Annotated in this window: 20 protein-coding genes; 9 read left to right on the top strand and 11 right to left on the bottom strand. The window is 71.9% G+C overall.

Annotated features, from left to right (window positions below; translation table 11 throughout):
* Positions 1 to 67 precede the first annotated feature (67 nt).
* A complete protein-coding gene (locus BMY97_RS18470; protein WP_425425297.1) occupies positions 68 to 919 on the bottom strand; it encodes an SAM-dependent methyltransferase in 852 nt (283 codons plus the stop codon).
* A 94-nt stretch (positions 920 to 1,013) separates the two neighbouring features.
* On the opposite strand from BMY97_RS18470, the gene BMY97_RS18465 reads away from it, so the two are divergent.
* From BMY97_RS18465 to BMY97_RS18455, 3 genes are read left to right on the top strand one after another with little or no spacing between them, the layout of a single operon-like run.
* Positions 1,014 to 1,769, top strand: a complete 756-nt coding sequence (locus BMY97_RS18465) for a response regulator transcription factor (RefSeq protein ID WP_091618101.1) — start codon at positions 1,014 to 1,016, stop codon at positions 1,767 to 1,769.
* Entirely contained in the window at positions 1,759 to 3,270 is a 1,512-nt protein-coding gene (locus BMY97_RS18460) for a sensor histidine kinase (RefSeq protein WP_091618100.1), read from the top strand. Before BMY97_RS18465 ends, BMY97_RS18460 begins: the two co-directional genes overlap by 11 nt.
* Positions 3,271 to 3,293: 23 nt before the next feature.
* Positions 3,294 to 4,751, top strand: coding sequence for a glycosyltransferase family 39 protein (locus BMY97_RS18455; protein WP_143086226.1), 1,458 nt, complete (start codon positions 3,294 to 3,296; stop codon positions 4,749 to 4,751).
* 6 nt (positions 4,752 to 4,757) lie between these two features.
* Here the strand turns inward: BMY97_RS18455 and pqqB are convergent, their stop codons facing one another.
* The 5 genes from pqqB to pqqA all read right to left on the bottom strand — a co-directional run bounded on the left by pqqB (position 4,758) and on the right by pqqA (position 7,843).
* Entirely contained in the window at positions 4,758 to 5,621 is an 864-nt protein-coding gene (pqqB, locus tag BMY97_RS18450) for a pyrroloquinoline quinone biosynthesis protein PqqB (protein ID WP_091618098.1), read from the bottom strand.
* The gene (pqqE, locus tag BMY97_RS18445) at positions 5,618 to 6,703 is read right to left on the bottom strand and encodes a pyrroloquinoline quinone biosynthesis protein PqqE (RefSeq protein WP_091618097.1); all 1,086 of its coding nucleotides are present in this window, start codon (positions 6,701 to 6,703) and stop codon (positions 5,618 to 5,620) included. Before pqqE ends, pqqB begins: the two co-directional genes overlap by 4 nt.
* Positions 6,694 to 6,966 (bottom strand): pyrroloquinoline quinone biosynthesis peptide chaperone PqqD, encoded by a 273-nt coding sequence (pqqD, locus tag BMY97_RS18440; protein WP_091618096.1) that lies wholly within the window; start codon positions 6,964 to 6,966, stop codon positions 6,694 to 6,696. The genes pqqE and pqqD overlap by 10 nt, the downstream gene beginning before the upstream one ends.
* Positions 6,967 to 6,970: 4 nt before the next feature.
* Positions 6,971 to 7,672, bottom strand: coding sequence for a pyrroloquinoline-quinone synthase PqqC (gene pqqC / locus BMY97_RS18435; RefSeq protein WP_091618095.1), 702 nt, complete (start codon positions 7,670 to 7,672; stop codon positions 6,971 to 6,973).
* Positions 7,673 to 7,750: 78 nt separating this feature from the next.
* On the bottom strand, positions 7,751 to 7,843 hold the full coding sequence (gene pqqA, locus BMY97_RS18430) for a pyrroloquinoline quinone precursor peptide PqqA (RefSeq protein ID WP_091618094.1): 93 nt from the start codon (positions 7,841 to 7,843) through the stop codon (positions 7,751 to 7,753).
* A 356-nt stretch (positions 7,844 to 8,199) separates the two neighbouring features.
* Here pqqA and BMY97_RS18425 point away from each other — a divergent pair, with 356 nt between their 5' ends.
* The gene (locus tag BMY97_RS18425; protein WP_091618093.1) at positions 8,200 to 9,426 is read left to right on the top strand and encodes a glycoside hydrolase family 88/105 protein; all 1,227 of its coding nucleotides are present in this window, start codon (positions 8,200 to 8,202) and stop codon (positions 9,424 to 9,426) included.
* A gap of 54 nt (positions 9,427 to 9,480) precedes the next feature.
* Here BMY97_RS18425 and BMY97_RS18420 read toward each other — a convergent pair whose 3' ends face one another.
* Genes BMY97_RS18420 through BMY97_RS18405 form a run of 4 tightly spaced genes read right to left on the bottom strand, consistent with a single transcriptional unit; the run spans position 9,481 to position 14,811 of the window.
* Positions 9,481 to 10,977 carry a glycoside hydrolase family 28 protein gene (locus tag BMY97_RS18420; protein WP_245787375.1) on the bottom strand — a complete coding sequence of 499 codons (1,497 nt, stop codon included), beginning with the start codon at positions 10,975 to 10,977 and terminating at the stop codon, positions 9,481 to 9,483.
* A gap of 56 nt (positions 10,978 to 11,033) precedes the next feature.
* Complete coding sequence (locus BMY97_RS18415; RefSeq protein ID WP_091618092.1) at positions 11,034 to 13,319, bottom strand: xanthine dehydrogenase family protein molybdopterin-binding subunit; 2,286 nt, start codon at positions 13,317 to 13,319, stop codon at positions 11,034 to 11,036.
* The gene (locus BMY97_RS18410; protein WP_091618091.1) at positions 13,316 to 14,296 is read right to left on the bottom strand and encodes an FAD binding domain-containing protein; all 981 of its coding nucleotides are present in this window, start codon (positions 14,294 to 14,296) and stop codon (positions 13,316 to 13,318) included. The genes BMY97_RS18415 and BMY97_RS18410 overlap by 4 nt, the downstream gene beginning before the upstream one ends.
* Positions 14,293 to 14,811 (bottom strand): 2Fe-2S iron-sulfur cluster-binding protein, encoded by a 519-nt coding sequence (locus BMY97_RS18405; protein WP_218156807.1) that lies wholly within the window; start codon positions 14,809 to 14,811, stop codon positions 14,293 to 14,295. The genes BMY97_RS18410 and BMY97_RS18405 overlap by 4 nt, the downstream gene beginning before the upstream one ends.
* A gap of 175 nt (positions 14,812 to 14,986) precedes the next feature.
* Here BMY97_RS18405 and BMY97_RS18400 point away from each other — a divergent pair, with 175 nt between their 5' ends.
* The 5 genes from BMY97_RS18400 to BMY97_RS18380 all read left to right on the top strand — a co-directional run bounded on the left by BMY97_RS18400 (position 14,987) and on the right by BMY97_RS18380 (position 20,702).
* On the top strand, positions 14,987 to 16,138 hold the full coding sequence (locus tag BMY97_RS18400) for an amidohydrolase family protein (protein ID WP_091618089.1): 1,152 nt from the start codon (positions 14,987 to 14,989) through the stop codon (positions 16,136 to 16,138).
* Entirely contained in the window at positions 16,131 to 17,081 is a 951-nt protein-coding gene (locus tag BMY97_RS18395) for an amidohydrolase family protein (RefSeq protein WP_091618088.1), read from the top strand. The genes BMY97_RS18400 and BMY97_RS18395 overlap by 8 nt, the downstream gene beginning before the upstream one ends.
* A 68-nt stretch (positions 17,082 to 17,149) precedes the next feature.
* Entirely contained in the window at positions 17,150 to 17,674 is a 525-nt protein-coding gene (locus BMY97_RS18390) for a PadR family transcriptional regulator (protein WP_091618087.1), read from the top strand.
* 26 nt (positions 17,675 to 17,700) lie between these two features.
* On the top strand, positions 17,701 to 18,414 hold the full coding sequence (locus BMY97_RS18385) for an ABC transporter ATP-binding protein (protein WP_091618214.1): 714 nt from the start codon (positions 17,701 to 17,703) through the stop codon (positions 18,412 to 18,414).
* Positions 18,411 to 20,702: an FtsX-like permease family protein gene (locus BMY97_RS18380; RefSeq protein WP_091618086.1), complete on the top strand. Its 2,292-nt coding sequence runs from the start codon at positions 18,411 to 18,413 to the stop codon at positions 20,700 to 20,702. The genes BMY97_RS18385 and BMY97_RS18380 overlap by 4 nt, the downstream gene beginning before the upstream one ends.
* Before the next feature lie 12 nt (positions 20,703 to 20,714).
* Here the strand turns inward: BMY97_RS18380 and BMY97_RS18375 are convergent, their stop codons facing one another.
* Entirely contained in the window at positions 20,715 to 21,845 is a 1,131-nt protein-coding gene (locus BMY97_RS18375) for a DUF3089 domain-containing protein (RefSeq protein WP_177231415.1), read from the bottom strand.
* Positions 21,846 to 22,003: the final 158 nt, after the last annotated feature.

Below are 22,003 nucleotides of genomic sequence, written 5' to 3'. Positions count from 1 at the left end.
CCCCACGTCGGCGCGGGTCCACAGTGGACGGAGCGGCTACATGCCCGGCGGCGAAGGGGTTTGCGGCTCAGGGTTTGCGGCCGACCCCGCCGACCATGATGCGCTGGGCGACGTTCGGCGCGTGCAGGAGCGGGCCGTCCGGCCACCAGTCCATCAGCGGCACGACTTCCGGTGCGCGGCCGGGCCCGGGCGGGATCAGCTCGGTGGTGTGGAACAGCTCGCGGATCTCGTCCTGGGTGCGGGAGATGACGCCGCGCAGCGAGCCCGTGCGCACGATCTCCCGCAGCTCGGCGATGGCCGCGTCGTCGCTGGAGCCGTCGTGGGGGTCGACGAGGTGGGAGATCACCAGGTACGAGCCCGACGGCAGGCGGTCGAGGAACTCGGCCGTGACCTCGGCGGGACGGCCGCGGTCGCCCTTGTGGTGGTGCAGCGTGGCGACGAACAGCACCGCGATCGGCTCGTTCCAGTTCAGGTGCGAGCGTACGGTGTCGTCGTCGAGGATGCTGCCGGTGTCGAAGATGTCGGCCTCGATGTAGCGCGTGCGGCTGGTGTCTTCGAGCAGGGCGCGGCCGTTCGCGGCGACGATGGGGTCGTAGTCGCTGTAGACGACCTTCGCGTCGGCGTTGATCCGCTGGGCCACCTGGTGCACGTTCTCCGCCGTGGGCAGCCCGGACCCGCAGTCGAGGAACTGGGTGATGCCGGCGTTCGTGGCCAGGAACCGGATCGCCCGGATCAGGAAGGCCCGGTTCTCCCGGGTGGCGTCGGCCAGCTCGGGCATCTTCGCGATGATGCGCGCGGCCTCCTCGCGGTCGACCGCGTAATTGTCCTTGCCGCCGAGGAGGTAGTCGTAGATCCGGGCGACACTGGCCCGATAGGGATCGACCCCGGGAGGAGCGTTCAGCTCGTCCGACAACAACACCAGCCTCCTCGACCGCGGTGGTCACAGTGGCACACACTGTAGTCGCCGGTGGCGTTCGGCGACTACCGGAGGCGGGACGAACGAGGAGTGGACGATGGAACCGGTGAGCAGGCGGCCCGCGGACGGGGCCGGGGAGGAGGGCGAGGCCCGGCTGCTGGTCGTCGACGACGAGCCGTTCCTGCGGGACGCGGTCGCCGCCTCGCTGCGGTTCCTCGGTTTCGACGTGACCACCGGGGAGACCGGCGCGCAGGTGCTCGGCCTCGTCCGGGACCGGCCGTTCGACCTGGTGGTGCTGGACGTGATGCTGCCGGACACCGACGGCTTCGAGGTGGTGCGGCGGCTGCGCCGGGACGGGCACCGGGTGCCGGTGATCTTCCTGACCGCCAAGGACACCCAGGCCGACAAGGTCACCGGGCTGACCATCGGCGGTGACGACTACCTGACCAAGCCGTTCGGACTGGAGGAGCTGGCCGCGCGCATCCGGTCGGTGCTGCGCCGCTCGCGCCCGGCCGGGACCGGTCCGGTGCTCACGTTCGCCGACCTGGAACTGGACCAGGACACCTACGAGGTGCGCCGCGCCGGCCACCCGCTGGACCTCTCGCCGACCGAGTTCCGGCTGCTGCGGTACCTGATGCTCAACCCGGGCCGGGTGCTCACCCGCGCCCAGCTGCTGGACCACGTGTGGGACTACGACTTCGGCGGCACCAGCACGGTGGTTTCCACCTATATCGCCTATCTGCGACGGAAGCTGGCGCGGTTCGGCGCGGACCTGATCCACACCCAGCGCGGCGTCGGCTACAGCCTCCGGGCGCCCCGCCCCGGCGACGCGGCGGCCGCTGATGAGCCGTGAGCGCCTGAGGTGGCTGGTGCGCGGCCGGCTGCGGCTGCGGGTGCTCGTCCCGGTGGTGTCGGTGACGCTGGTGGCGCTGGTCGCGTTCGACCTCGCCGCGGTCACCGCGCTGCGCAGTTACCTGATGGGCCAGACCGACACCTCGCTGAGCAACGCCGCGCAGGCCGTCCGGCCCCAGCTGAACGAGCTGCCGCCGGGGCCGGAACTGCCGCCCGGGGCGGACGTGATGCACCACCCGGACGCGATCGGCAAGTGGATCGACACCCATCACTTCCTGGTGGGGATGTACAGCATGCTCTACATCCCGCAGATCGACGGCGCCCCGGACTTCCGCGCCGCGATCGCCGACGAGGACGGCCCGCCGACGCCGGCCGTCGACGACCACGCGCCGAACGTGCCGGTGGACCTGGCCGGCCTGGTCGTGGACGGGCGGACGCAGGACACCGTGTCGGCCCTCGGGGACCCGCTGCGCTCGATCGCGCTGCGCGGGCCGAACGGGACACTGGTGATCAGCACCAGCCTGAGCGACGCCGACCGGATCGTCGACCGGATGCGGCTGATCGTGGCCCTGGGCTCGGCCGCCGCCGTGCTGCTCATCGGGCTGGCCGTGTTCTGGTTGCTGCGCCGGGGGTTCCGCCCGATCGAGACGATGGCCGCGCAGGCCGACCGGATCACCGCCGGCGACCTCACCGATCGCGTCACCCCGCAGGACCCGAGCGGCGAGGTGGGCCGGCTCGGCGCGGCGCTGAACGGGATGCTGGCGCGCATCGAGGCGTCCGTGCAGGAGCGGGAGGCCGGGCAGGAGCTGATGCGCCGGTTCTTCGCCGACGCCAGCCACGAGCTGCGCACCCCGCTGGCCTCGCTGCGCGCCAACGCCGAGCTGTACCAGCAGGGCGCGCTGCCCGAGCGCGCCCAGGTCGACGAGGTGATGCGGCGCATCGGGCTGGAGGCCCGGCGGATGAGCGGGCTGGTGGACGACATGCTCCGGCTGGCCCGCCTGGACCAGCACCCGGACCGGCAGCGCGAGCCGGTGGACCTGAGCGGACTCGTCACCGGCCGCGTCGAGGCGGCGCGGGTGGCCGCGCCCGGGCACCGGTGGCGCGCCGAGATCGCCGGCGGAGTGGTCGTGGTCGGCGACGAGGAACTGGTGCGCCGGGCGGTGGACAACCTGCTGGCCAACGTCCGCGCGCACACCCCGGAGGGCACCGCGGCCACGGTCACGCTGAGCGAGCACGGCGACACGGTCGAAATCGAGGTCGCCGACACCGGCCCCGGCGTGTCGGCCGGGCGCCTGCCGCGCATCTTCGATCGGTTCTACCGCGCGGACACCACCGCGCGCGGCCGGGGCTCCGGTCTCGGCCTGGCCATCGTGACCCAGATCGCCACCGTCCACAATGGATCGGTGACGGCCGGGCCGAACGAGCCGCACGGGCTGCGGGTCAAGCTCACCCTGCCGACGGCACTCACACGGGATTCACACGATTCTCCCGCGGAGTTCTGAAGTCCGGTCGACAGGCTGGCGCTGTGCCCGCGCCAACGCCCACCCTTGCGGCGGAATCCGAAGCGACGGCCGCGAGCACGTCGGAATCGGAGCCCGGGCGGCGGCCGGACCCCGTGCTCCTCGTGCCCGCCCTGGTCACGCTGCTGATCGCGGTCTGGGACCTGGCCACACCCTCGTACTACGGCGACGAGGCGGCCACACTCGACGCGGACGCGCGCTCGATCCCGGCGCTGCTGCGGCTGCTGACCCACGTCGATGTCGTGCACGGCGCCTACTACCTGTTCATGTGGCCGATCGTGCACGCCTTCGGGATCGGCGAGGTCGTGCTGCGGCTGCCCTCGGCGCTGGCCATGGCCGCCGCGGCGGTGGGCGTCGCCGCGCTGGGGCGGCGGCTGCATTCGCCGCGCGCCGGCCTGCTCGCCGGCCTTGTGTTCGCGGTCTTGCCACAGGTCAGCCGCTACGGGCAGGAGGGCCGCTCGTACGCGTTGGTGCTCGCCTGCGCGGTGCTCGCGAGTTATCTGCTCGTGCGCGCGGCCGGCGATGCGCGACGCCGATTCTGGGCCGGCTACGGGGGCGCGGTCGCCGGGCTGGGCCTGCTCAACGTGTTCGGCCTGCTGCTGCTCGCCGGTCACGCGGTTTTCCTGCTGGCCCGCCACCGACCGTCGCTGCGCCGCTGGCTGATCGCGGCCGGGCTCGGCTGCCTGCCCGCATTGCCGGTGGCCGTGCTGGCCTGGCGGGAGCGTGACCAGCTCGGCTGGCTGGGCTCGCCGGGCGCGTCCGCCCCGGGCGACCTGGCCGCGTGGCTGGCCGGGTCGACCGGCTCGCTGGTGCTCGTGAGCCTGCTGATCGGGCTCGGGCTGCGTTCGCGGGCCGGGGCCGCGACGGCCTGGCTCGCGCTGCCCTGGCTCGTCGCGCCGCCGGTGCTGCTGCTGTCCGCGGCCTCGGTCGCCCTGCCGGTGTACGTGCCGCGTTACGTCGCGTACTGCCTGCCCGCGCTCGCGCTGCCGGTCGGGGTCGGGCTGGCCGGGATCACCTTGGCGCCTCGCGTGATCGCGCTCGTGCTCGTCGCCGCCCTCGGCCTGCCGACCCAGTTCGCCCAACGCCGGCCGGACGGGCACGGCGACGACGCCCGCGCCGCGGCGACCGTGCTCGCCCGGCACGAGCAGCCCGGCGACGGCGTCCTCTACCACTGCCTGAACTGTCACTATCCGGACATGCCCAGGGAATTCGCGTTCGCCTACCCGTCCGCTTTCGGCCCGCTCGACGACCTCGCACTGGCCGGCTCGCCCAGCGCGACGGGCACGTTGCGCGGCACGAGCACCGACCGGGCCACGCTGGACCGGCGGATCGCCGGGGTGAGCCGCGTGTGGCTGATCGAGACAGGCGGCAAACAGCTGCCCGGACCCTTGGCGGGCCGGGGCTTGCACCTGGCCGCGCTCTACCCCGCGGACAATGTCACCGTCGCGCTCTACGCGCGCTGACGCCGGTCAGAGGGTGAATTCGGTTCCGTCCCCCGGCAGTTCGGCCCCGGCGTCGAGGATCGCCTGGTGCTCCGGACCGGACGGGTCGACGGCGGGGTTGGTGTTGTTGAGGTGGGTGTAGGCCCAGCGTGGGCCCGGTTCGGTGAGGGTGGGCAGCGTGGTGGTGATCGGGAGGTGCCCCATCGCCTGTTGCGCGCTTCGGTCCGGATGCGCGGTGGCCCGGGTGAACTCGGCGGGGCTGTGGAAGGTGCCGTCGAGCAGCACGAGGGAGGCGTCCCGGGTGAAGGCGTCGAAGCCGAGCGGCCAGGTGCGCAGGCACGGCGCGTAGACGAGGGTGCCGCCGGTCGCCGGGTCGTGGACGCGGTAGGCGATGACCCACGGGCCGGGATGGGGGGAGTCCCGGGCGTACTTGGGCTGTTTGCGGCTGACCGGGAGGAAGCTGACCCGGAGTCCGTCGAGCGTGATTTCGGCTGCGGGCAGCCAGTTCCAGGTGTGGTAGCCGTCGATGACGGTGCGGGCGGGGAAATGGTTCGTCAGCGCGTGCAGCGCCGCTTCGGGCGCGTGCACGGTGAGGCCGTCCGCTTCACGGAGCATGAGCAGGCCGAGGGTGTGGTCGAGTTCGGCGTCGGTGAGCAGGACGCTGCGCAACGGCGTTTCCCGGGGCCCGGGTCCGGCGCGCAGCGCGGGGGTGGCCAGGATCTGCGCGCGGATGTCGGGCGAGGCGTTGAGCAGGTGCCAGGCGCGCCCGTCCGCGCTGAAGGCGACGCTGTCCTGGGTCCGGGCCGGGGCCGTCGAAGTGCAGTGGCGGCAGGCGCAGTTCCACTGGGGGAAGCCACCGCCGGCCGCGGTGCCGAGCAGGATCACCTTCATCGGGCGGGACCCCGCATGACCAGTTCGGGCGTGGCGGGCGCGTCGAGGACGAGGTCGACGAGGCCGCGGTGCGGTGAGCGGGAGCAGACCGGGTCGGTATTGGCGGCGTCGCCGGTCAGCTGGAACGCCTGGCACCGGCAGCCGCCGAAGTCGGTGCCGCGCCGGTCGCAGCTACGGCAGGTCTCGCTCATCCACTCTTCGCCGCGGTAGGCGGTGAACGACGGGGAGTGGTACCAGATGTCGGCCAGCGGGGTGTCGCGGACGTTGTCGAGGGTGAGGGTGGTGATCGCGGTGGCCGCCGGGCACGGCAGCACCGTGCCGTCGGGGGCGATGGTGAGCTGACGCGCGCCCCAGCCGTGCATACAAGGCTTCGGGAACGGCTCGTAGTAGTCGGCGACGACGTAGATGATCTCCATCGTGCCGCGGAGCCGTTCGATCGCCGCGCGCACCACCGGCTCGGCCGCGTCGAGCTGTGCACGGGTCGGCATCAGCGCTTCGCGGTTGCGCAGCGCCCAGCCGTAGTACTGGGTATTGGCCAGTTCGAGCCGGTCCGCGCCGAGGGTTTCGGCCAGTTCGATGATCCCGGCCAGCTCGTCGTGATTCTGCCGGTGCAGCACCACGTTCACGGTCAGCGGCAGCCCGGCCGCCTTGACCAGCGCGGCCGCGGCCAGCTTCCGGTCGAACGCCTTCGCCCCGGCCAGCCGGTTCGCGCGCTCGCGGGTCGCGGCCTGGGCCGAAAGCTGCACGTGCGCCAGCCCCCGCCCGGCCAGGTCGCGCAGGCGCGCCTCGGTCAGGCCGAGCCCGGAGGTGACCAGGTTGACGTAACAGCCGAGATCGCTGGCGTGCCCGACCAGCCGCGGCAGATCCGGGCGGGCGAGCGGTTCGCCGCCGGAGAGGTGGACCTGCAGCACGCCGAGCGCTCGCGCCTGAGAAAGCGCTTCCAGCCACTCGGCCGTGGACATCTCCTCGTCCCGGGCTGCCAGCTCCAGCGGATTCGAGCAGTACGCGCAGTGCAGCGGGCACCGGTGGGTCAGCTCGGCCAGCAGTCCCAAGGGCGCCGCCACGTCGTCGGTCAGGTCCATGCCACTACCCGCCTCTGCCCGAACCGGCCCAGTATGTCCACGACGTCCGCCTCTCGTACGCCGAGGAAGCGCTTTCCCAGCTTGGTCACGATCTCCGCCACTGGGCTCGTGCCGTCACACAGCTGGAGTACCGCGGTCGCGGTCGTGTTCGGCACCAGCACGCCTTCGGGGAACAACAGCACGTGGATCCCGCGCACTTCGTCGAAAGCCAGTCGCACGCCGGCGCGCAGGCGCGGCACGGACGCGGCGGTGATGGTCTCCATCGGCTCACTCCTTCGCCGCGGCGCGCTCGACGGCGTCCAGCATCGACCACAGGACGTCGCATTTGAACGACAGCGCGGAAAGCGCTTTCTCCTGCTGCTCCCGGTCCACGCAGTGGCGCACGACGATGTCCAGGGTGTCCCGGCCCTCGCCGGAGACCTTGTCGATCCGGTTGGTGAAGTAGGCCAGGTCGTCGCGGGCGATCCAGGGGTAACCGGCCAGCACGTCGGTCACCCGCCGCTGCATCAGGTGCCCTGCGAACATCTCGGTGAGCCCGGACGCGATCGCCTCCACCCACGGTCTGGTGCGGGCGAAGGTGACGTACGCGTCGACCGCGAACCGGACGCCGGGGGCGACGTGCCGCTCGTCGACGACCTCCTCGCGGGTCAGGCCGACCGCGGCGCACAAATGCAGCCAGCGTTCGATGCCGCCTTCCCCTTCGGCGGGCCCGTCGTGGTAGACGATCCGGTCGAGCCACTGGCGCCGGATTTCCGGCACCGGGCAGTTGCTGATGATGGCCGCGTCCTTCCGCGGCAGCACACACTGGTAGTACCAGCGGTTGGCCGCCCAGAGTTTCAGCTCGTGCTCGTTCAGCTCACCGGCGTGCATCCGCTGGTGGAACGGGTGCGTCCCCCAATAGCGAGGCGAAAGGCCGCGTAACGCGGCGGTGAACTCCGCCGGGCTCATCATCGGGTGCACAGTGGACATTCGCGGCCTCCGGTTCTCGCTGAGCGGTACGGTTTCCGAGGGGACGGGACCCGGCGAGCCGGGCCCCGCCCCGGCGGGTCACTCCATCCGGGCCGCGTAGGCGGTGACCTCCATCGGGGTCTCGTACTCGACGAAGTCGGGCGCTGTCCACGTCTCGACGGGCTCGTTCATGCGGGAACCTCACTAACCTTGCCGGTGATGCACCATGGGGCGGGACATCCGGTCCCGGGCCGGACCGCGCCACCTTAAAAGCCCGCGGCCGCCCTCCGCCAGCCTTCGGCGGGGAATTCCCGCGGTGTTCGTAAAGATTCCTTCCGATGGCGGAACGAGCGAGCAAAAGTATCTCATATATGAGACAAGACATCCGATGACTCTTGACGGGCTGTTCGGCGGGGGAGTAGACCTCTCGGGGGAGGGCGGCGGCCCGCTCCCGGCGCGGGCGCCCCTGATCCGGCCGGGATGCCGACGGACGGCGGATCGGCATCCCGGCCGCCTTTTCCCGTTCACCCACTGGAAAGGACAACCTCATGCCCGAGTTTCCCGGGGCCGTGTCCCGGAGATCGGTACTGGCCGGTGCGGCGGGAGTGGCAGGCGCCCTCGCGCTGCCCGGCGCCGCGGCCTGGGCGGCCGGCGGGTCAGCGCTCGACAAGCCAGTGTCCGACAGGTCAGTGTCCGACAGGCCAGGGGCCGCCCCGAAGGACTGGTCCCGCGCGGTCATCGATTCCACGATGAAGCGCTACACCCCGGCGTCGATCGGCGGCTGGAGTTATCCGCTCGGCCTGTACTTCTACGGACAGTACCTGTTCTACCAGCGCACCCGCGAGCGCAAGTACCTCGACTACGTCATCGCCTGGTACGACCGCTTCATCACCGAAGGCGGCATCTCGAACAGCTTCACCAGCCTGGACTCGATGCGGGCGTGCCAGATGCTCCCGCTGCTGTACACCGAGACCGGCCAGGCCAAGTACCAGAAGGCGGCCGGCCAGCTGCGCAAGCGCTTCGAAAGCTACCCGCGCACGAGCGACGGCGGCATGTGGCACGCGCTCAGCCGCGAGCACCAGCTGTGGGGCGACGGCGTCTACATGGCACAGCCGTTCCTCGCGCTGTACGGCAAGGTCTTCCAGGATCCGCAGTACAGCTTCGACGAGTCGGCGAAAAACCTGGACGTCTACTTCTCCCACCTGAAGGAACCGGCGAAGGGCCTGCTCTACCACGCCTACGACGAGAGCGGCACCCAGCCGTGGGCCACCGGGCCGGGCAAGCATTCGTCCTACCACTGGGCCCGGGCGATCGGCTGGTTCGGCATGGCCGCGATCGACATCCTCGAGGTGCTGCCGGCGAACCACCCGCGCCGCGCCGACCTGATCGGCATCGTCCGGTTCCTGGCCGACGGCTACCGCCGTTACCAGGACCAGCGCACCGGCCGCTGGTACCAGGTCGTGGACCGCGGGAGCGACAGCAAGAACTGGCTGGAGACCTCCGCGTCTTCGATGTACGCCTTCACCCTTTCCCGCGGGGTCCAGCGCGGCTACCTGCCCGCTTCCTACAGCGCGGTCGCGCAGCGCGGTTACGCCGGGGTGCTGCAGAAGATCTCGGTCGGCTCGGACGGGCTCACCGTGCTGTCCGACATCTGCGAGGGCACCAACGTCGGCGACCTCGACTTCTACTACGGGCGCAAGCGGCTCACCAACGACTTCCACGGCCTCGGCGCGTTCCTGATCATGAACGAGCAGTTCACCACGCAGCACCGCTGAGCCACCGGAACGCATCGGGCCCCTTCCCACCGCGGGAAGGGGCCCGATGCGCGTTCAGCAGGTGGCGGAGGAGCCCGTCGCCTGCACCCGGAGGTCGCCGCCCGAGCTGGTCTTGCCCGAGAGGCAGTAGCCCTTCACCGACTGGAAGCCGATGTCGAACGGGCTCTTCGCGCCTTTTTGGACAGTCAGGTCGCGGAAGGTGATGCCCGAGCTGTGGTTGACGATCGCGGCCGGGCGCCCGTCGTCCTTGCCGAACTCGACGGAGCTGCCGGTGAAGGTGATGCCGTCGGTGTAGTGCAGGTACCAGCCGTACGACGGGCGGGTGCCGATGCTGTTCGGGTTGTAGTCGGTGGCGTTGTTGCCCGGCACGCCGGTGGACATGGTGCCGTTGCCGCCGGGCACGGTGAGGTTGACGTCAGTGAAGGTCACGTCGTGCACCTCGTGCGAGGCGTCGGCACCCCAGAGCGTCGGGGAGAACGAGCCGCTTCCGGTGTAGCTGCCGGTGACGTGGTCGAAGGTGATGCCGCTGATCGAGCCGACCCCGGGATTGCCGCCGCAGCGTTTCCGGGTGCCGATCTTCATCATCACCGGGGAATAGGTGCCGGACATGGTGATGTCGCGGTAATGCACGTCGGAGATCTTCGCCCCGTCCATCGAGACGATGCCGATGCCGGATTTGTGCGCCCCGGTGATGGTGATGCCGGAAAATGAATACCCGGTGAAATCACCGCAGGTCTCCGAGCCGAACATCAGCGCGTTGCAGCAATTCGCCTGGAGCTGCCCGCCGGTCACCTTGACGTTTCCGTTCGGCAGCTTCTTGCCCAGTGCGTAGTCGCTCTTGAAGACGAGCGCGTCGTCGTTCGAGCTGATGTGCGGATTGGTGATCGTGACGCCGGTGGTGCTGATGATGTTCCAGCCGTCGCGGTCGCCCGAGGTCGCGATGGTCAGATTGTCCGAGGTCACGCCCGTGCAGCCGTTGATCAGCGCGGCGAAGTGCCCGCCGCGCTTGAGGGTGATGCCGGAAAGCGTGAGCCCGGAGCAGCGGGTGAGCGAGAGGATCTTGTCGGCCTGCCCGGATTTCGGGTTGCCGGTGATCAGGTGCCCGCCGCCGTCGATGGTGCCGGAGCCGGTGAACCCGATCCCGGTGAGCCCGTCGCCGGTGAACATGGCGTCGTGGAAGTGGCTGTGGCCGTAGTCCTGGTACTGGTCGTACGGGTTGGGTTCGGCCTGGTCGTAGGCGTTCCCGGCGGCGCCGGTGACGGTCGAGCCGGCGTCCAGCTGGATGGTCACGTGGCTCTTGAGGTGCACCGTGTGCGCGGATTCGTAGGTCCCGGAAGGGACTCCCACGATGCCGCCGCCCGCCGCGGACGCAGCGGTGACCGCTTTGTCGAAGGCCGCGGAATCGTCGGCGGAGCCGTTGCCCTTGGCACCGTAGTCGCGCACGTTGAAGGTGGCGCCCGGACTGGCCGAGGCGGTGGCCCCGGTCGACGCGAGCGCGGTCACCGCGAGGACGACCAGCCCTGCCCGTAACAGTTTCTTCGAAACATTCACTCGAGACCGCCTTATCCGTCCATTATCGGGGATTGTCGGACGGCGGTGCAGTCAGATTACGGGAGTCCCCAGACCTTGTCCAGGGTGATCGGCAAATCGCGAATGCGCTTTCCGGTGGCGTTGCAGACGGCGTTGGCCACCGCCGCGCCGACTCCGGTGATGCCGATCTCGCCGACGCCGTGCGCGCCCATCGGCGCGTGCGGGTCGGGCAGCTCGCTCCACATCACTTCGATTTCCGGGACGTCCGCGTGCACTGGCAGGTGGTACTCGGACAGGCTCGGGTTCATGATGCGGCCGGTGCGCTCGTCGAACTGCGTCTGCTCCGTCAGGGCGAGGCCGAGTCCCATGATCATCCCGCCGCGGAACTGGCTCGCCGCGGTCTTGGCGTTCAGGATCCGGCCGCAGTCGAAGGAGCCGAGGAGCCGGCTGACCCGGGGCTCGCCCGTGACGGCGTTGACCCGCGCTTCGCAGAACACCGCGCCGTAGGAGTGCATGGACCAGTGCGCGAGTTCGAGCGACGGCGGCGCGGACGCCTCCACCGAGAGCTGGGGGAGGCCGGCCTTGTCCAAAATGGACGCGTAGCTCTCGAACCGGCTCGGCTCGTCGAGCCGGCCGAGCCCGCCGTCGAAGCCGCCGACCTGCTCGGGTCCCAGCCCGGCGAGCGGGGAATCGTGGCCGGCCAGCTTGAGCAGCCCGGCCACCAGCTCGCGCTGGGCGGCGGCGATCGACGCGCCGATCACGGCCGTCTGCTGGGCGCCGCCGGCCATGATGGACCCCGGCAGCCGCGAGTCGCCGTAGCGGACCCGCACCTGGTCCAGTCCGAGGCCGAGCCGTTCGGCGGCGACCATCGCGGTGGTGGTCTCGGTGCCCATGCCCATCTCGTGCGCCGCCACGTCGACGGTCGCCCGCCCGGCCGCGGTCAGCGTGATCCGCGCCGAGCCGCCCGGCAGCCGGACGTACGGGTGACATGCGGCGGCCACGCCGAGACCGACCAGCCATTCGCCCTCACGCCGGGTTCCGGGCCGCGCGTCGCGCCGGGCCCACCCGAATCGCTCGGCCCCGGCGCGGAAGGCCTCCACCAGGTGCCGGGACGAGAAGGGGAGGCCGGAGGTCGGATCCGTCTCCGGCTCGTTGCGGATCCTGAGCTCGATCGGGTCCAGGCCGAGGCGCCCGGCCAGCTCGTCGACCGCGCACTCGAGCGCGAACGAGCCGACGGCGGCACCAGGCGCCCGCATGAAGGTGGGCGCGAGCATGTCCAGGTGGGCCGCCTCGACCGTAAGCTTGAAGCTCCCGGCGGCGTAGAGGTGGCCCGTCGAGGCGATGAAACCCTCGGAAACGGGACTGTGATGAGTCATGGAGACGACTCCGGTGTGGACGATGGCGTCGAACCCGCCGTCCGGCCGGGCGCCGATCGCCACCCGCTGCTCGGTGTTCGTGCGCCCGCCGACCACGCGGTAGACCCCCTCCCGTGACAGCGAGAGGCGGACCGGCCGTCCGGCCAGCTTCGCCGCCGCGGCCGCGAGGATGTGGTGCGACCACACGCATTTGGCCCCGAACCCGCCGCCGACGTGGGGAGAGCTGACATGCACCTGCTCCGGCCGCAGCCCGAACGCGTGTGCGAGCGACCAGGCGGTGTGGACCACCGCTTGGCTCGCGTCGTGGACGATCAGCTCGTCGCCGTCCCAGGCGAGGGTGACCGCGTGCGGCTCGATCGCGTTGTGGCTCTGGAACGGCGTCCGGTAGGTCTCGTCGACCCGGACCGGCGCGGCCGCGAGCGCCGCTTCCGCGTCCCCGATCTCGGTCCGCAGCGGCTGTCCATAGTGGAGCGCCGGGCTGAGTCCGGCGGCCTTGGCCTGTGCGAAGGAGGTGACCGGCGGCTCGGCCCGGTAGCCGGCGCGGATCAGGGAGGCGGCGTGGTCGGCCTGCTCCGGCGTCTCGGCGAGCACCAGGGCGACGGGCTGGCCGTTCCAGTGGACCCGGTCGTCCTGCATGACCGGCAGGGTGTCACCGGCCACGGCCTTGCCTTCGGTGTACCACTCGGGCAGCGGCGTGATCCTCGGCGCGTTCCGGTGGGTCATCACCAGGGCGACGCCGGGCGCTGCCTCGGCCGCGGCGGTGTCGAGTTCCGCGATACGCCCTTTGGCGATGGTGCTGAAGGCCAAGGCGGCGTACACCATGCCGGGGAACCGGAACTCGGCCGCGAAGGCGGCCTCGCCCCGGACCTTGAGCGGTCCGTCCACCCGGGACACCGCGGTGCCGAGCAACCGGGATTCACGCTGGATCAACGGGTCCGGCCTGCTTCCCGGGCCCCAGCCGTCCGGGGCCAGTCCTGCCGCCGTCATCGGGGGTCGCCCATGAGACCGGTCAGGACGGCCGTCATCGTCCGCCGGGCGAGTTCGATTTTGAAGGCGTTGTCCCGCAGTGCGACGGCGGCCGCCAGCTCCGCCTCGGCGGCCGCACGGAAGTGCCCCGCCGTGGCCGGACCGCCGCGGAGCGCGGCTTCGGCCGTCCAGGCGCGCCAGGGCTTGGGAGCCACTCCGCCGAGGGCGATCCGCACGTCGCCCACCACGCCGTCCTCCACCCTGAGCGCCGCCGCGACCGAGACGAGCGCGAACGCGTAGCTGGACCGGTCGCGGACCTTCCGGTAGGTCGAGCGCGCGGCGAGGGCGGGCACCTCGACGGCGGTGATGAGTTCTCCGGGCTTCAGCACGGTGTCGGCTTCCGGCCGGTCACCCGGGAGGCGGTGCAGTTCGGTGAGCGGCAGCGTCCGCCCGCCGTCCGCGCTCCGGAGGTGCACGGTCGCGTCGAAGGCCGCCAATGCCACGCACAGGTCCGACGGATGGGTGGCGGCACAGGCCGCCGAGGCGCCGAGGATGGCGTGCATCCGGTTGAAGCCGCCGATGGCGTCGCAGCCCTGTCCTGGTCGGCGCTTGTTGCAGCGCGAGCCGCTCTCGTCGTAGAAATAGGCGCAGCGGGTGCGTTGCAGGATGTTGCCTCCGACCGTCGCCATATTGCGGATCTGGGCCGAGGCCCCGGCGACGATCGCCCGGGTCAGCGCCGGGAATCGCGTCCGCACCGCGCGGTGCTCGGCCACGGCGGTGTTGCGCGCCGCGGCGCCGATCAGCAGGCCGCCGTCCGCGGTCACCTCGATGGTGTCGGACAGGCCGGTCACGTCGACCAGCGCCGCCGGTTGCTCGATGGTCTCCCGCATCAGGTCGACGAGATTGGTGCCGCCGCCGAGGTATCGGGCGCAGCCCGCGCCGGCCAGCCGGATCGCCTCGTCGGCGTCCGCGGCCCTGGCGTAAGTGAAGGGCTTCACGACGCCTCCTCGCCGTAGGTCGCCGCGATGGCGTCGATGATGCCGTTGTGCGCGCCGCAGCGGCACAGGTTGCCGCTCATCCGCTCGCGGATCTCGTCGGCGGTGAGCACGACCTCTTCGTCCGCGACGCCGGCGGTGACGTGGGAGGGCACCCCGCGTTCCGCCTCCGCCACCATGCCGATCGCCGAGCAGAGCTGGCCGGGTGTGCAGTAGCCGCACTGGAATCCGTCGTGCTCGATGAACGCCCGCTGGAGCGGGTGGAGCGTGCCCCCGTCGGCCAGGCCTTCGACCGTGGTGATCCGGCGCCCGTCGTACTGCGCCGCGAGTGCCAGGCAGGACAGGATGCGCACGCCGTCCGCCAGCACCGTGCAGGCGCCGCAGCCGCCCTGGTTGCAGCCCTTCTTGGTGCCGGTCAGCGCGAGGCGCTCCCGGAGGAAGTCCAGCAACGAGACGCGCGGATCGGGCGGAAGGCCGGCGGCGACCCCATTGATCGTGACGGACACGGCCGACTCCATTCTCCGCGGGTTGCCGGATAACCTCTCCGTTACCACGGTAGCAAGTGGCGGATAGGCTGTCCACCAATTCTGCCCCGGCGAGCCTGCGGGCTGACGCGGCCGTTGGCGGCGAGCGTCCCGCTCTGCTAGTTTGACTACGAACCGGTATATATGGATCGGTATACGGGAGCGCGTCATGGGCAAGCAGGTGCTGGCCGACGTCCGGGTGTTCGACGGAAGCGGGCGTCCCGAGGATGCCGAGATCGTCGACGGGGCAGGTGCGACGCTGCTGCCCGGGCTGATCGACGCGCACACCCACGCCGACGAAGCGGGCCTGCGGCAGGCGCTGACGTTCGGCGTCACCACCGAGCTCGACCTGGCTTCCACGCCCGGCACCATGATCCCGCTCCGCGCCGAGGTCGCGGCCGCGGCCGATCTCGCCGATGTGCGCAGCTCGTCGTTCGGGCTCACCACTCCCGGCGGGCATCCGCACCAGCTCCGCGACCGGCAGCGCGACCCGGACTGGCCGACGGTCGCCGGCCCCGGCGAGGCCCAGGCGTTCGTCGACGGCCGTATCGCCGAGGGTGCGGACTACCTCAAGGTCCTCATCGAAGACGGCCGCACCCTGGGCACCTCCCTGCCCGCCCTCACCCCGGACCTCGTCGACGCGGTCGTGCGCGCCGGCCACGCGCGCGGGAAACTGGTGCTCGCGCACGCGCTGACCGTCGCCGCCACCGAGATCGCGCTGGACGCCGGGGCCGACGGTCTCACGCACCTGTTCGTGGACCGGCCGCACACCCCCGGGCTGATCACCCGCATCGCCGACTCCGGGATGTTCGTCATCCCGACGCTGAGCACGCTCGCGTCGATCACCGGCCGGCGCGACGGGGCGGACCTGGCCGCCGATGCCCGCGTCCGTCCCCAGCTGTCGCCGGAATGGCTCGACAACCTCTCGCGGAGCTGGGCTTTCCAGCAGCCGCACCATTTCCGCTACGCGCTGGACACGGTGGCCGCGCTGCACGCCGCGGGAGTCGACGTGCTCGCCGGCACCGACGCGTCCCACCTCGGCGCCTTCGGGATGGCACACGGCGCGAGCCTGCACGACGAGCTGCGCCTGCTCGTGCTCGCCGGTTTCAGCCCGGTGGCCGCCCTCAACGCGGCGACCTCGGTGCCCGCGGCCCGGTTCGGGCTGGCCGACCGGGGCGGCATCCGGCCCGGCGCCCGCGCCGACCTCGTCCTGGTCGACGGCGACCCGACGACGGACATCGGCGCCACGCTGTCACTGCGCGCTGTCTGGCGGGGCGGGGTCCGCCTGGAAACTCTGCGAAGGGAGCACCACCATGGTTGACCGGCACGAGCTCGCGGGCGGCCTCGTCGACGTGCACGCGCATTTCACCACCGGCCGCTACATCGAGGCCGCGAGCGCGGCCGGGCACCGCGAACCGGACGGCATGCCCGGGGACTACTGGCCCCGGTGGAACGCGGGGGAGCACCTGGACCTCATGGACCAGGCGGGCATCGCGACCGCGATGCTGTCGATCTCCTCGCCCGGGGTGCACTTCGGCGATGCCGCGGCGGCCCGCGAGCTGGCCCGCGAGGTCAACGACGCGGGCGCGGAGATCGTGCGGGCCCACCCCGGCCGGTTCGGCCTGTTCGCCAGCCTGCCGGCGCCCGACACCGACGCCGCGCTGGCCGAGGCCGCCCGCGCGTTCGACGAACTCGGCGCCGCGGGCGTGATCCTGATGACCAACAGCCGCGGCGCCTACCTCGGCGACGACCGGCTGACCCCGGTGCTGGCCGAGCTGGACCGCCGTCGCGCCGTGCTGTTCCTGCACCCCACCTCGACCGAAGGGCACGAGCACGTCGACGGCGGGCGCCCGCGGCCGATGATCGAGTTCCTGTTCGACACCGCGCGCACCATCGTCGACTTCATCCTTTCCGGCGCCGCCCGGCGCTTTCCCGGCCTCCGGGTGATCGTGCCGCACATGGGCGGCGTCCTCCCGCTGGTCGCCGACCGCGTCGAGCTGCTGCGCTCGGTCACCGGCGGCGCCGATCCGATCGTGTTCGAGAGCCTCCGGCGCCTGTATTACGACCTCGCCGGAGCGCCGAACGCCGCGCAGCTGACCGCGCTGCGTTCCATCGCGGCGCCCGATCGGCTGGTCTACGGCAGCGACCACGCCTGGACTCCCCGGGAGGTCGTCCTCAGCACGCTCGCGCGGCTCGACGCACTGGAGCCGGCGGGCTGGCGGGCGCAGACCACCCGCAACGCAGGAGCACTCCTGCGCCCCTGACCAGGCTCAACCTCGCTATGCACGGGGTGTATAGACCCGAGGTATACACCCCGTGTAGTCTGCTCCGCATGTCCATCGCGAACACGTTGCTCGGCCTGCTGGAGAGCGGGCCGAAGTACGGCTACGACCTCAAGCGGCTCTACGACGAGAGCTTCCGCCAAGATCGCCCGCTGCACTACGGGCAGGTGTACTCGACGCTGTCACGGCTGCTGCGCAACGGGCTCGTCGAGGAGAAGGGGATCGAACCGGGGGACGGCCCGGACCGGAAGCGGTACGCCATCACCGATGCCGGCGTGACCAACGTCGCCGAGTGGCTCGGCACCCCGGAAAACCCGTCGCTGTACTTGCAGAACACCTTGTACACCAAGGTTGTCCTCGCCCTGCTCTCCGGGCGGAGCGCCACCGAGGTGCTGGACGCGCAACGCGCCGAGCACCTGCGCGCGATGCGGCGGCTGACCACCCGCAAGACCGACGGGGACCTCGCCGACCAGCTCATCTGCGACCACGCCCTGTTCCACCTCGAGGCGGACCTGCGCTGGCTCGAGCTCACCGCGGCCCGGCTGGACGAGCTGGCGGGACAGCTGAAGCCGTGACCACCACCACCGATCGAGGGAAGCTCATGGAACCGACCGGGGGCGCGCTGCTCAGCGCCGTCGATCTGCGCAAATCGTTCGGGCCCACCCAGGCGCTCGACGGCGCCGGGATGGACCTGCACGCCGGTGAGGTCGTCGCCGTGATGGGCCCGTCGGGCTCGGGGAAGTCGACCCTGCTCCACTGCCTGGCCGGGATCGTCCAGCCGGACGGCGGCGAGGTCCGCTACGCCGGCCGCGTGCTCTCGGCGATGCCGGACCGCGAGCGCAGTGCGTTGCGGCGCACCGATTTCGGCTTCGTCTTCCAGTTCGGGCAGCTCGTGCCGGAGCTGACCTGCCTGGAGAACGTCGCGCTGCCGATGCGGCTCGACGGGCTCCGGCGCGGGCCGGCCGAGAAGCTCGCCCGGGAATGGCTGGACCGGCTGGAGGTCGGCGACACCGCGGACAAGCGGCCGGGGGAGGTGTCCGGCGGCCAGGGCCAGCGGGCCGCCGTGGCGCGGGCGCTGGTGACCGAGCCGCGGGTGGTGTTCGCGGACGAGCCGACCGGCGCGCTCGACTCGCTCAACGGCGAGCGCGTGATGCGGCTGCTCGTCGCCGCGGCCAAGGAGAGCGGCGCGGCCGTGCTGCTGGTCACCCACGAGCCGCGGGTGGCCGCCTACTCCGACCGCGAAATCGTGGTGCGGGACGGGAAATCGCGTCAGGTCGGGCTCGCGGCCGCCGAGCCGGCCCGGTCGCCGCGATGAGCGCGCCGATCCGGCGCCGCGGGCGCTTCGCCGCCTGGACCGGCGATCTGGCCCTGGGGATCCGGCTGGCCGTCGGGGGCGGCCGGGCCTCGGGGACCGCGATCGCCCGGCTGCTGCTCGGCACGATCGGCGTCGGGGTCGCCGTCACCGTGCTGCTGTTCGCGGCCTCGGCCGACCACGCGATCTCCCAGCGCGACGGCCGCCAGCTCGCCGGCGTCGGGGTCGCCACGCCGGTGGCCGGGGTGACGCCGTTGTCCCTGCGCGACGACCAGACGTCCTTCCGGGGCCAGTACATTTCGGTCCGCTACGTCCATGCGAGCGGCCCCGCGTCGCCGGTGCCGCCGGGACTGGAGCGGATTCCCGCGCCCGGCGAGACGATCCTGTCCCCGGCGCTCGCCGAGCTGCTGCGCTCCGACGCCGGAACAATGCTGCGCCCGCGGTTCACCGGGCCGGTGACCGGGACCATCAGCCAGCCGGGCCTCGCCAACCCGGACGACCTGCGCGCGTACGTCGGCGCGGATGCTTCCTTGCCGGGCAAGCAGGTCTACTCCTTCGGCGCCCCCACCGAGTCGGCCGGGCTCGACCCCGGATTGCTGGCCCTGCTGATCATCGGCATCGTCTCCCTGCTGGCGCCGGTGTTCGTGTTCGTGGCGACGTCCGCGCGCATCGCCGGCGCCGAGCGGGACCGGCGGCTCGCCGCGCTCCGGCTGGTCGGCTCGGACCTGCCGCAGGTACGCCGGATCGCAGCCGCCGAATCGCTGGTCACCGCGGCGGCCGGGCTGGTGCTCGGCGCCGGGGCGTTCCTCGCCCTGCGGCAGCTGGCGCCGTCGGTCCAGGTGCGCCAAGGCGGCCTGTTCGTCGACGACGTGGCGCCGCCGTGGCCGCTGGTGGTCTTGATCGTGCTGGCGGTGCCCGCGCTCTCGGTGCTGAGCACGCTGGCCGCGTTGCGGGGCACGGCGATCGAGCCGCTGGGCGTCGTCCGGCGCACGAAGCCGATCAAGCGTCGGCTGTGGTGGCGGCTGATCCCGATCCTCGCCGGCATCGCCGTGCTGTGCACGCTGACGGTGCGAGACAGCTCCACGCTGACGACGATCGCCGTCGTGGGCGGGGTGGCGTGCCTGCTCGTCGGTGTTCCCGCGCTGCTGCCGTGGCTGCTGGAGCGCGCGGTGGCGCGCCTTTCCGTCGGACGGCCGGCGTTCCAGCTCGCGGTCCGCCGCCTGCAGCTCGACAGCGGCACCCCGGCCCGGGTGGTCGCCGGGCTCGCGGTGGTGCTCGCCGGCGCGATCGCGCTGCAGTCGTTGCTGACCGGGCAGGCCCAGGCATTCGACCCCGGTCCGCGGCCGCAGCGCGACGACACGCAGATGTCGGTGGACGCGGACCCCTCGGCCGGCGGCGCGGTGACGGCCGCGCTGGCGAAACTGCCGGGCGTGAGTCCCCTGCACCTCGCGCAATCGGTCGAGCTGCTGGGCCCGGATCCGGCCCAGTCGTACGGGATCAAGGTCGCCGGCTGCGCGACCTGGCGGGAGCTGGCCGCGCTCCGGGACTGCCGCGACGGCGCCGTCTACGTGGATCGGCGCGCCACGGATTCCGTCCACTCGGGACAGTCCTATGCGGCCACCTACTACGACGAGCAACAGCGCTCGCTGGGCACCTGGACGGTGCCGGACCTCATCCCGGTGACCGTGCCGGAGAGCGCCGGCACTGCCGAGCTGATGGTCACCCCGGGCGCGATGGCCGGGCTCGACCTGAGCCGGGTCTGGGCGACCGGCACCGTGAAGGCCGGCTCGAGCAATCCGGACTTCGCCGAGGCCGCCCGCAACGCGCTCGCGCCCTTCGCCTGGCATGCCTCGCTGTACGTGCCGGACCCGTTCCCGTTGAGCAGCAGCCAGCGGGCGTACCTGGCGATCCGGGCCGGGCTGCTCGCGGCGTCGGTGTTCACGCTGCTGCTGGCCGGGGTCAGCCTGCTGGTGCTCGGCCTGGAACAGCTGCGGGAACGGCGGCGCACCATCGCGATGCTCGCCGCGACCGGGGTCCCGGTGCGGGTGCTGGCCCGGTCGGTGGTGTGGCAGAACGCGATCCCGCTGGTGCTCGGGATCGTGACCGCGGTGGTGGCCGGGATCGGCGTGGCGGCGCTCGGCGCCCGCCTGACCCGCTCGAGCCTCGTCGTCGACTGGCTCGCGGTCGGGGTGCTGAGCGCGGCCGCGGCCGCACTGGTGCTGCTGGTGACCGTGGTGACGCTCCCGTCACTGCGCGGCGCGGCCCGGCTGGCCTCGATGCGCACCGAGTGACGCCGGGAGTCCTCAGTGGTGGGCGGCCGTCCACGTCGATTCGGCGGCCGCCACGTCCGAGACCAGGTTTCCCAGGGCGAGGTTCGCGTCGTTCAGGTGGTACCCGTAATCGGCACCGGGCCAGACGGGGGCGACTCGGCGCTTGTCCTTGGCGCCGGCGGACTTCGTCACTTCGAGCCAGGCCGCGCCTTCCGCGCCGGTCTTGCAGCGCGCGGAGTAGAGCCCCGGATAGGTGACCCACGGGGTGCTGACCGCGTTGGCCCGGGTGGCGAGGAAAAACGGTTCGAGGGCGGCCTTTCCGCCATGGGGCGCCGCCGGGTTGACGCAGGCGACCTGAACGCCGGTTTTGGCGGTCTGCCCCGATTGCAGCGCGACGCCCTGCCCCGGGCGGCCGAACAAGGCCGAAGCCCCCGGCGTGCCGGGGAAGCTGGAATAGGCGATCACGCAGCCGGCCTCCCCGGCACGGGTGCAGACCGGCAGGTGCCGGAAGCTGCCCCCGGTCGTCGACCTCGGCTTGACCTCGACGTCCCCGCCGAGGACGACGGCGAGGGCGACGCGATCGCGCAGCTTCGCGTCGTGGTCGACGACCCCGGACAGCAGCTTGATCAGCATCGCCGCGCCCTGGGAGTGGCCGAGGAACACGATCGGCCGGCCGTGGTTGTGGTGCTCGAGGTAGTCCTCGAAGCCGGCTTTCAGGCTGCTGTACGCGGTGCTGATCGACTCGGCGGGCAGATTCAGGTCCGGGTACGCGGCGATCGTCGCGCGGGTGGTCTGCCGGTACATCGGGGCCCAGACCCGGCAGACCTGGGAGAACCGCGAGGCCTGGAACCGGGCCGCGCCGATCTCGGCCGGCTGGATCCGGAGGTCGGCGTTCATCGCCGGTTCGCCGCTGACGGTCGGGTAGACGTAGAAGCAGTCGAACGGCGAGGCGGCCGCGGGCCTGGCGGGCACCAGGGTCTTCGCGCCGTTCGCGGCCACCGCGGTCGCGTCGAGCCCGATCGAGCAAGGGTCGTGGGGCTGGCCGGGGCGGCACAGCCACACGGTCCCGGGCGCGTCGGAGCCCTGGGCGCGAGGAGCGGCGGCGGCCGTGACGCCGATCGCGGTGACCAGCAGCGCGCCGACCAGCGTCAACGCTTGTGCCACACCGCTGCGGTACCAGCGTCTGGCCGAGTGGTTCATCAAATCCTCTTCGTGCCTCGTGGGGCCGGCGCCAGTGGCCGGCCTGTTGTACACGACGCTTCGCCAGCCGCCGGTGATCCGTCAAGACCGAAGCGACAGCAGTCACCACACCGTGCCCGGAA

It is taken from the genome of Amycolatopsis saalfeldensis (genome assembly GCF_900110575.1).
In the GTDB taxonomy this organism is placed as follows: Bacteria; Actinomycetota; Actinomycetes; order Mycobacteriales; family Pseudonocardiaceae; genus Amycolatopsis; species Amycolatopsis saalfeldensis.
This window is presented reverse-complemented; position numbering and strand designations above follow the sequence as displayed.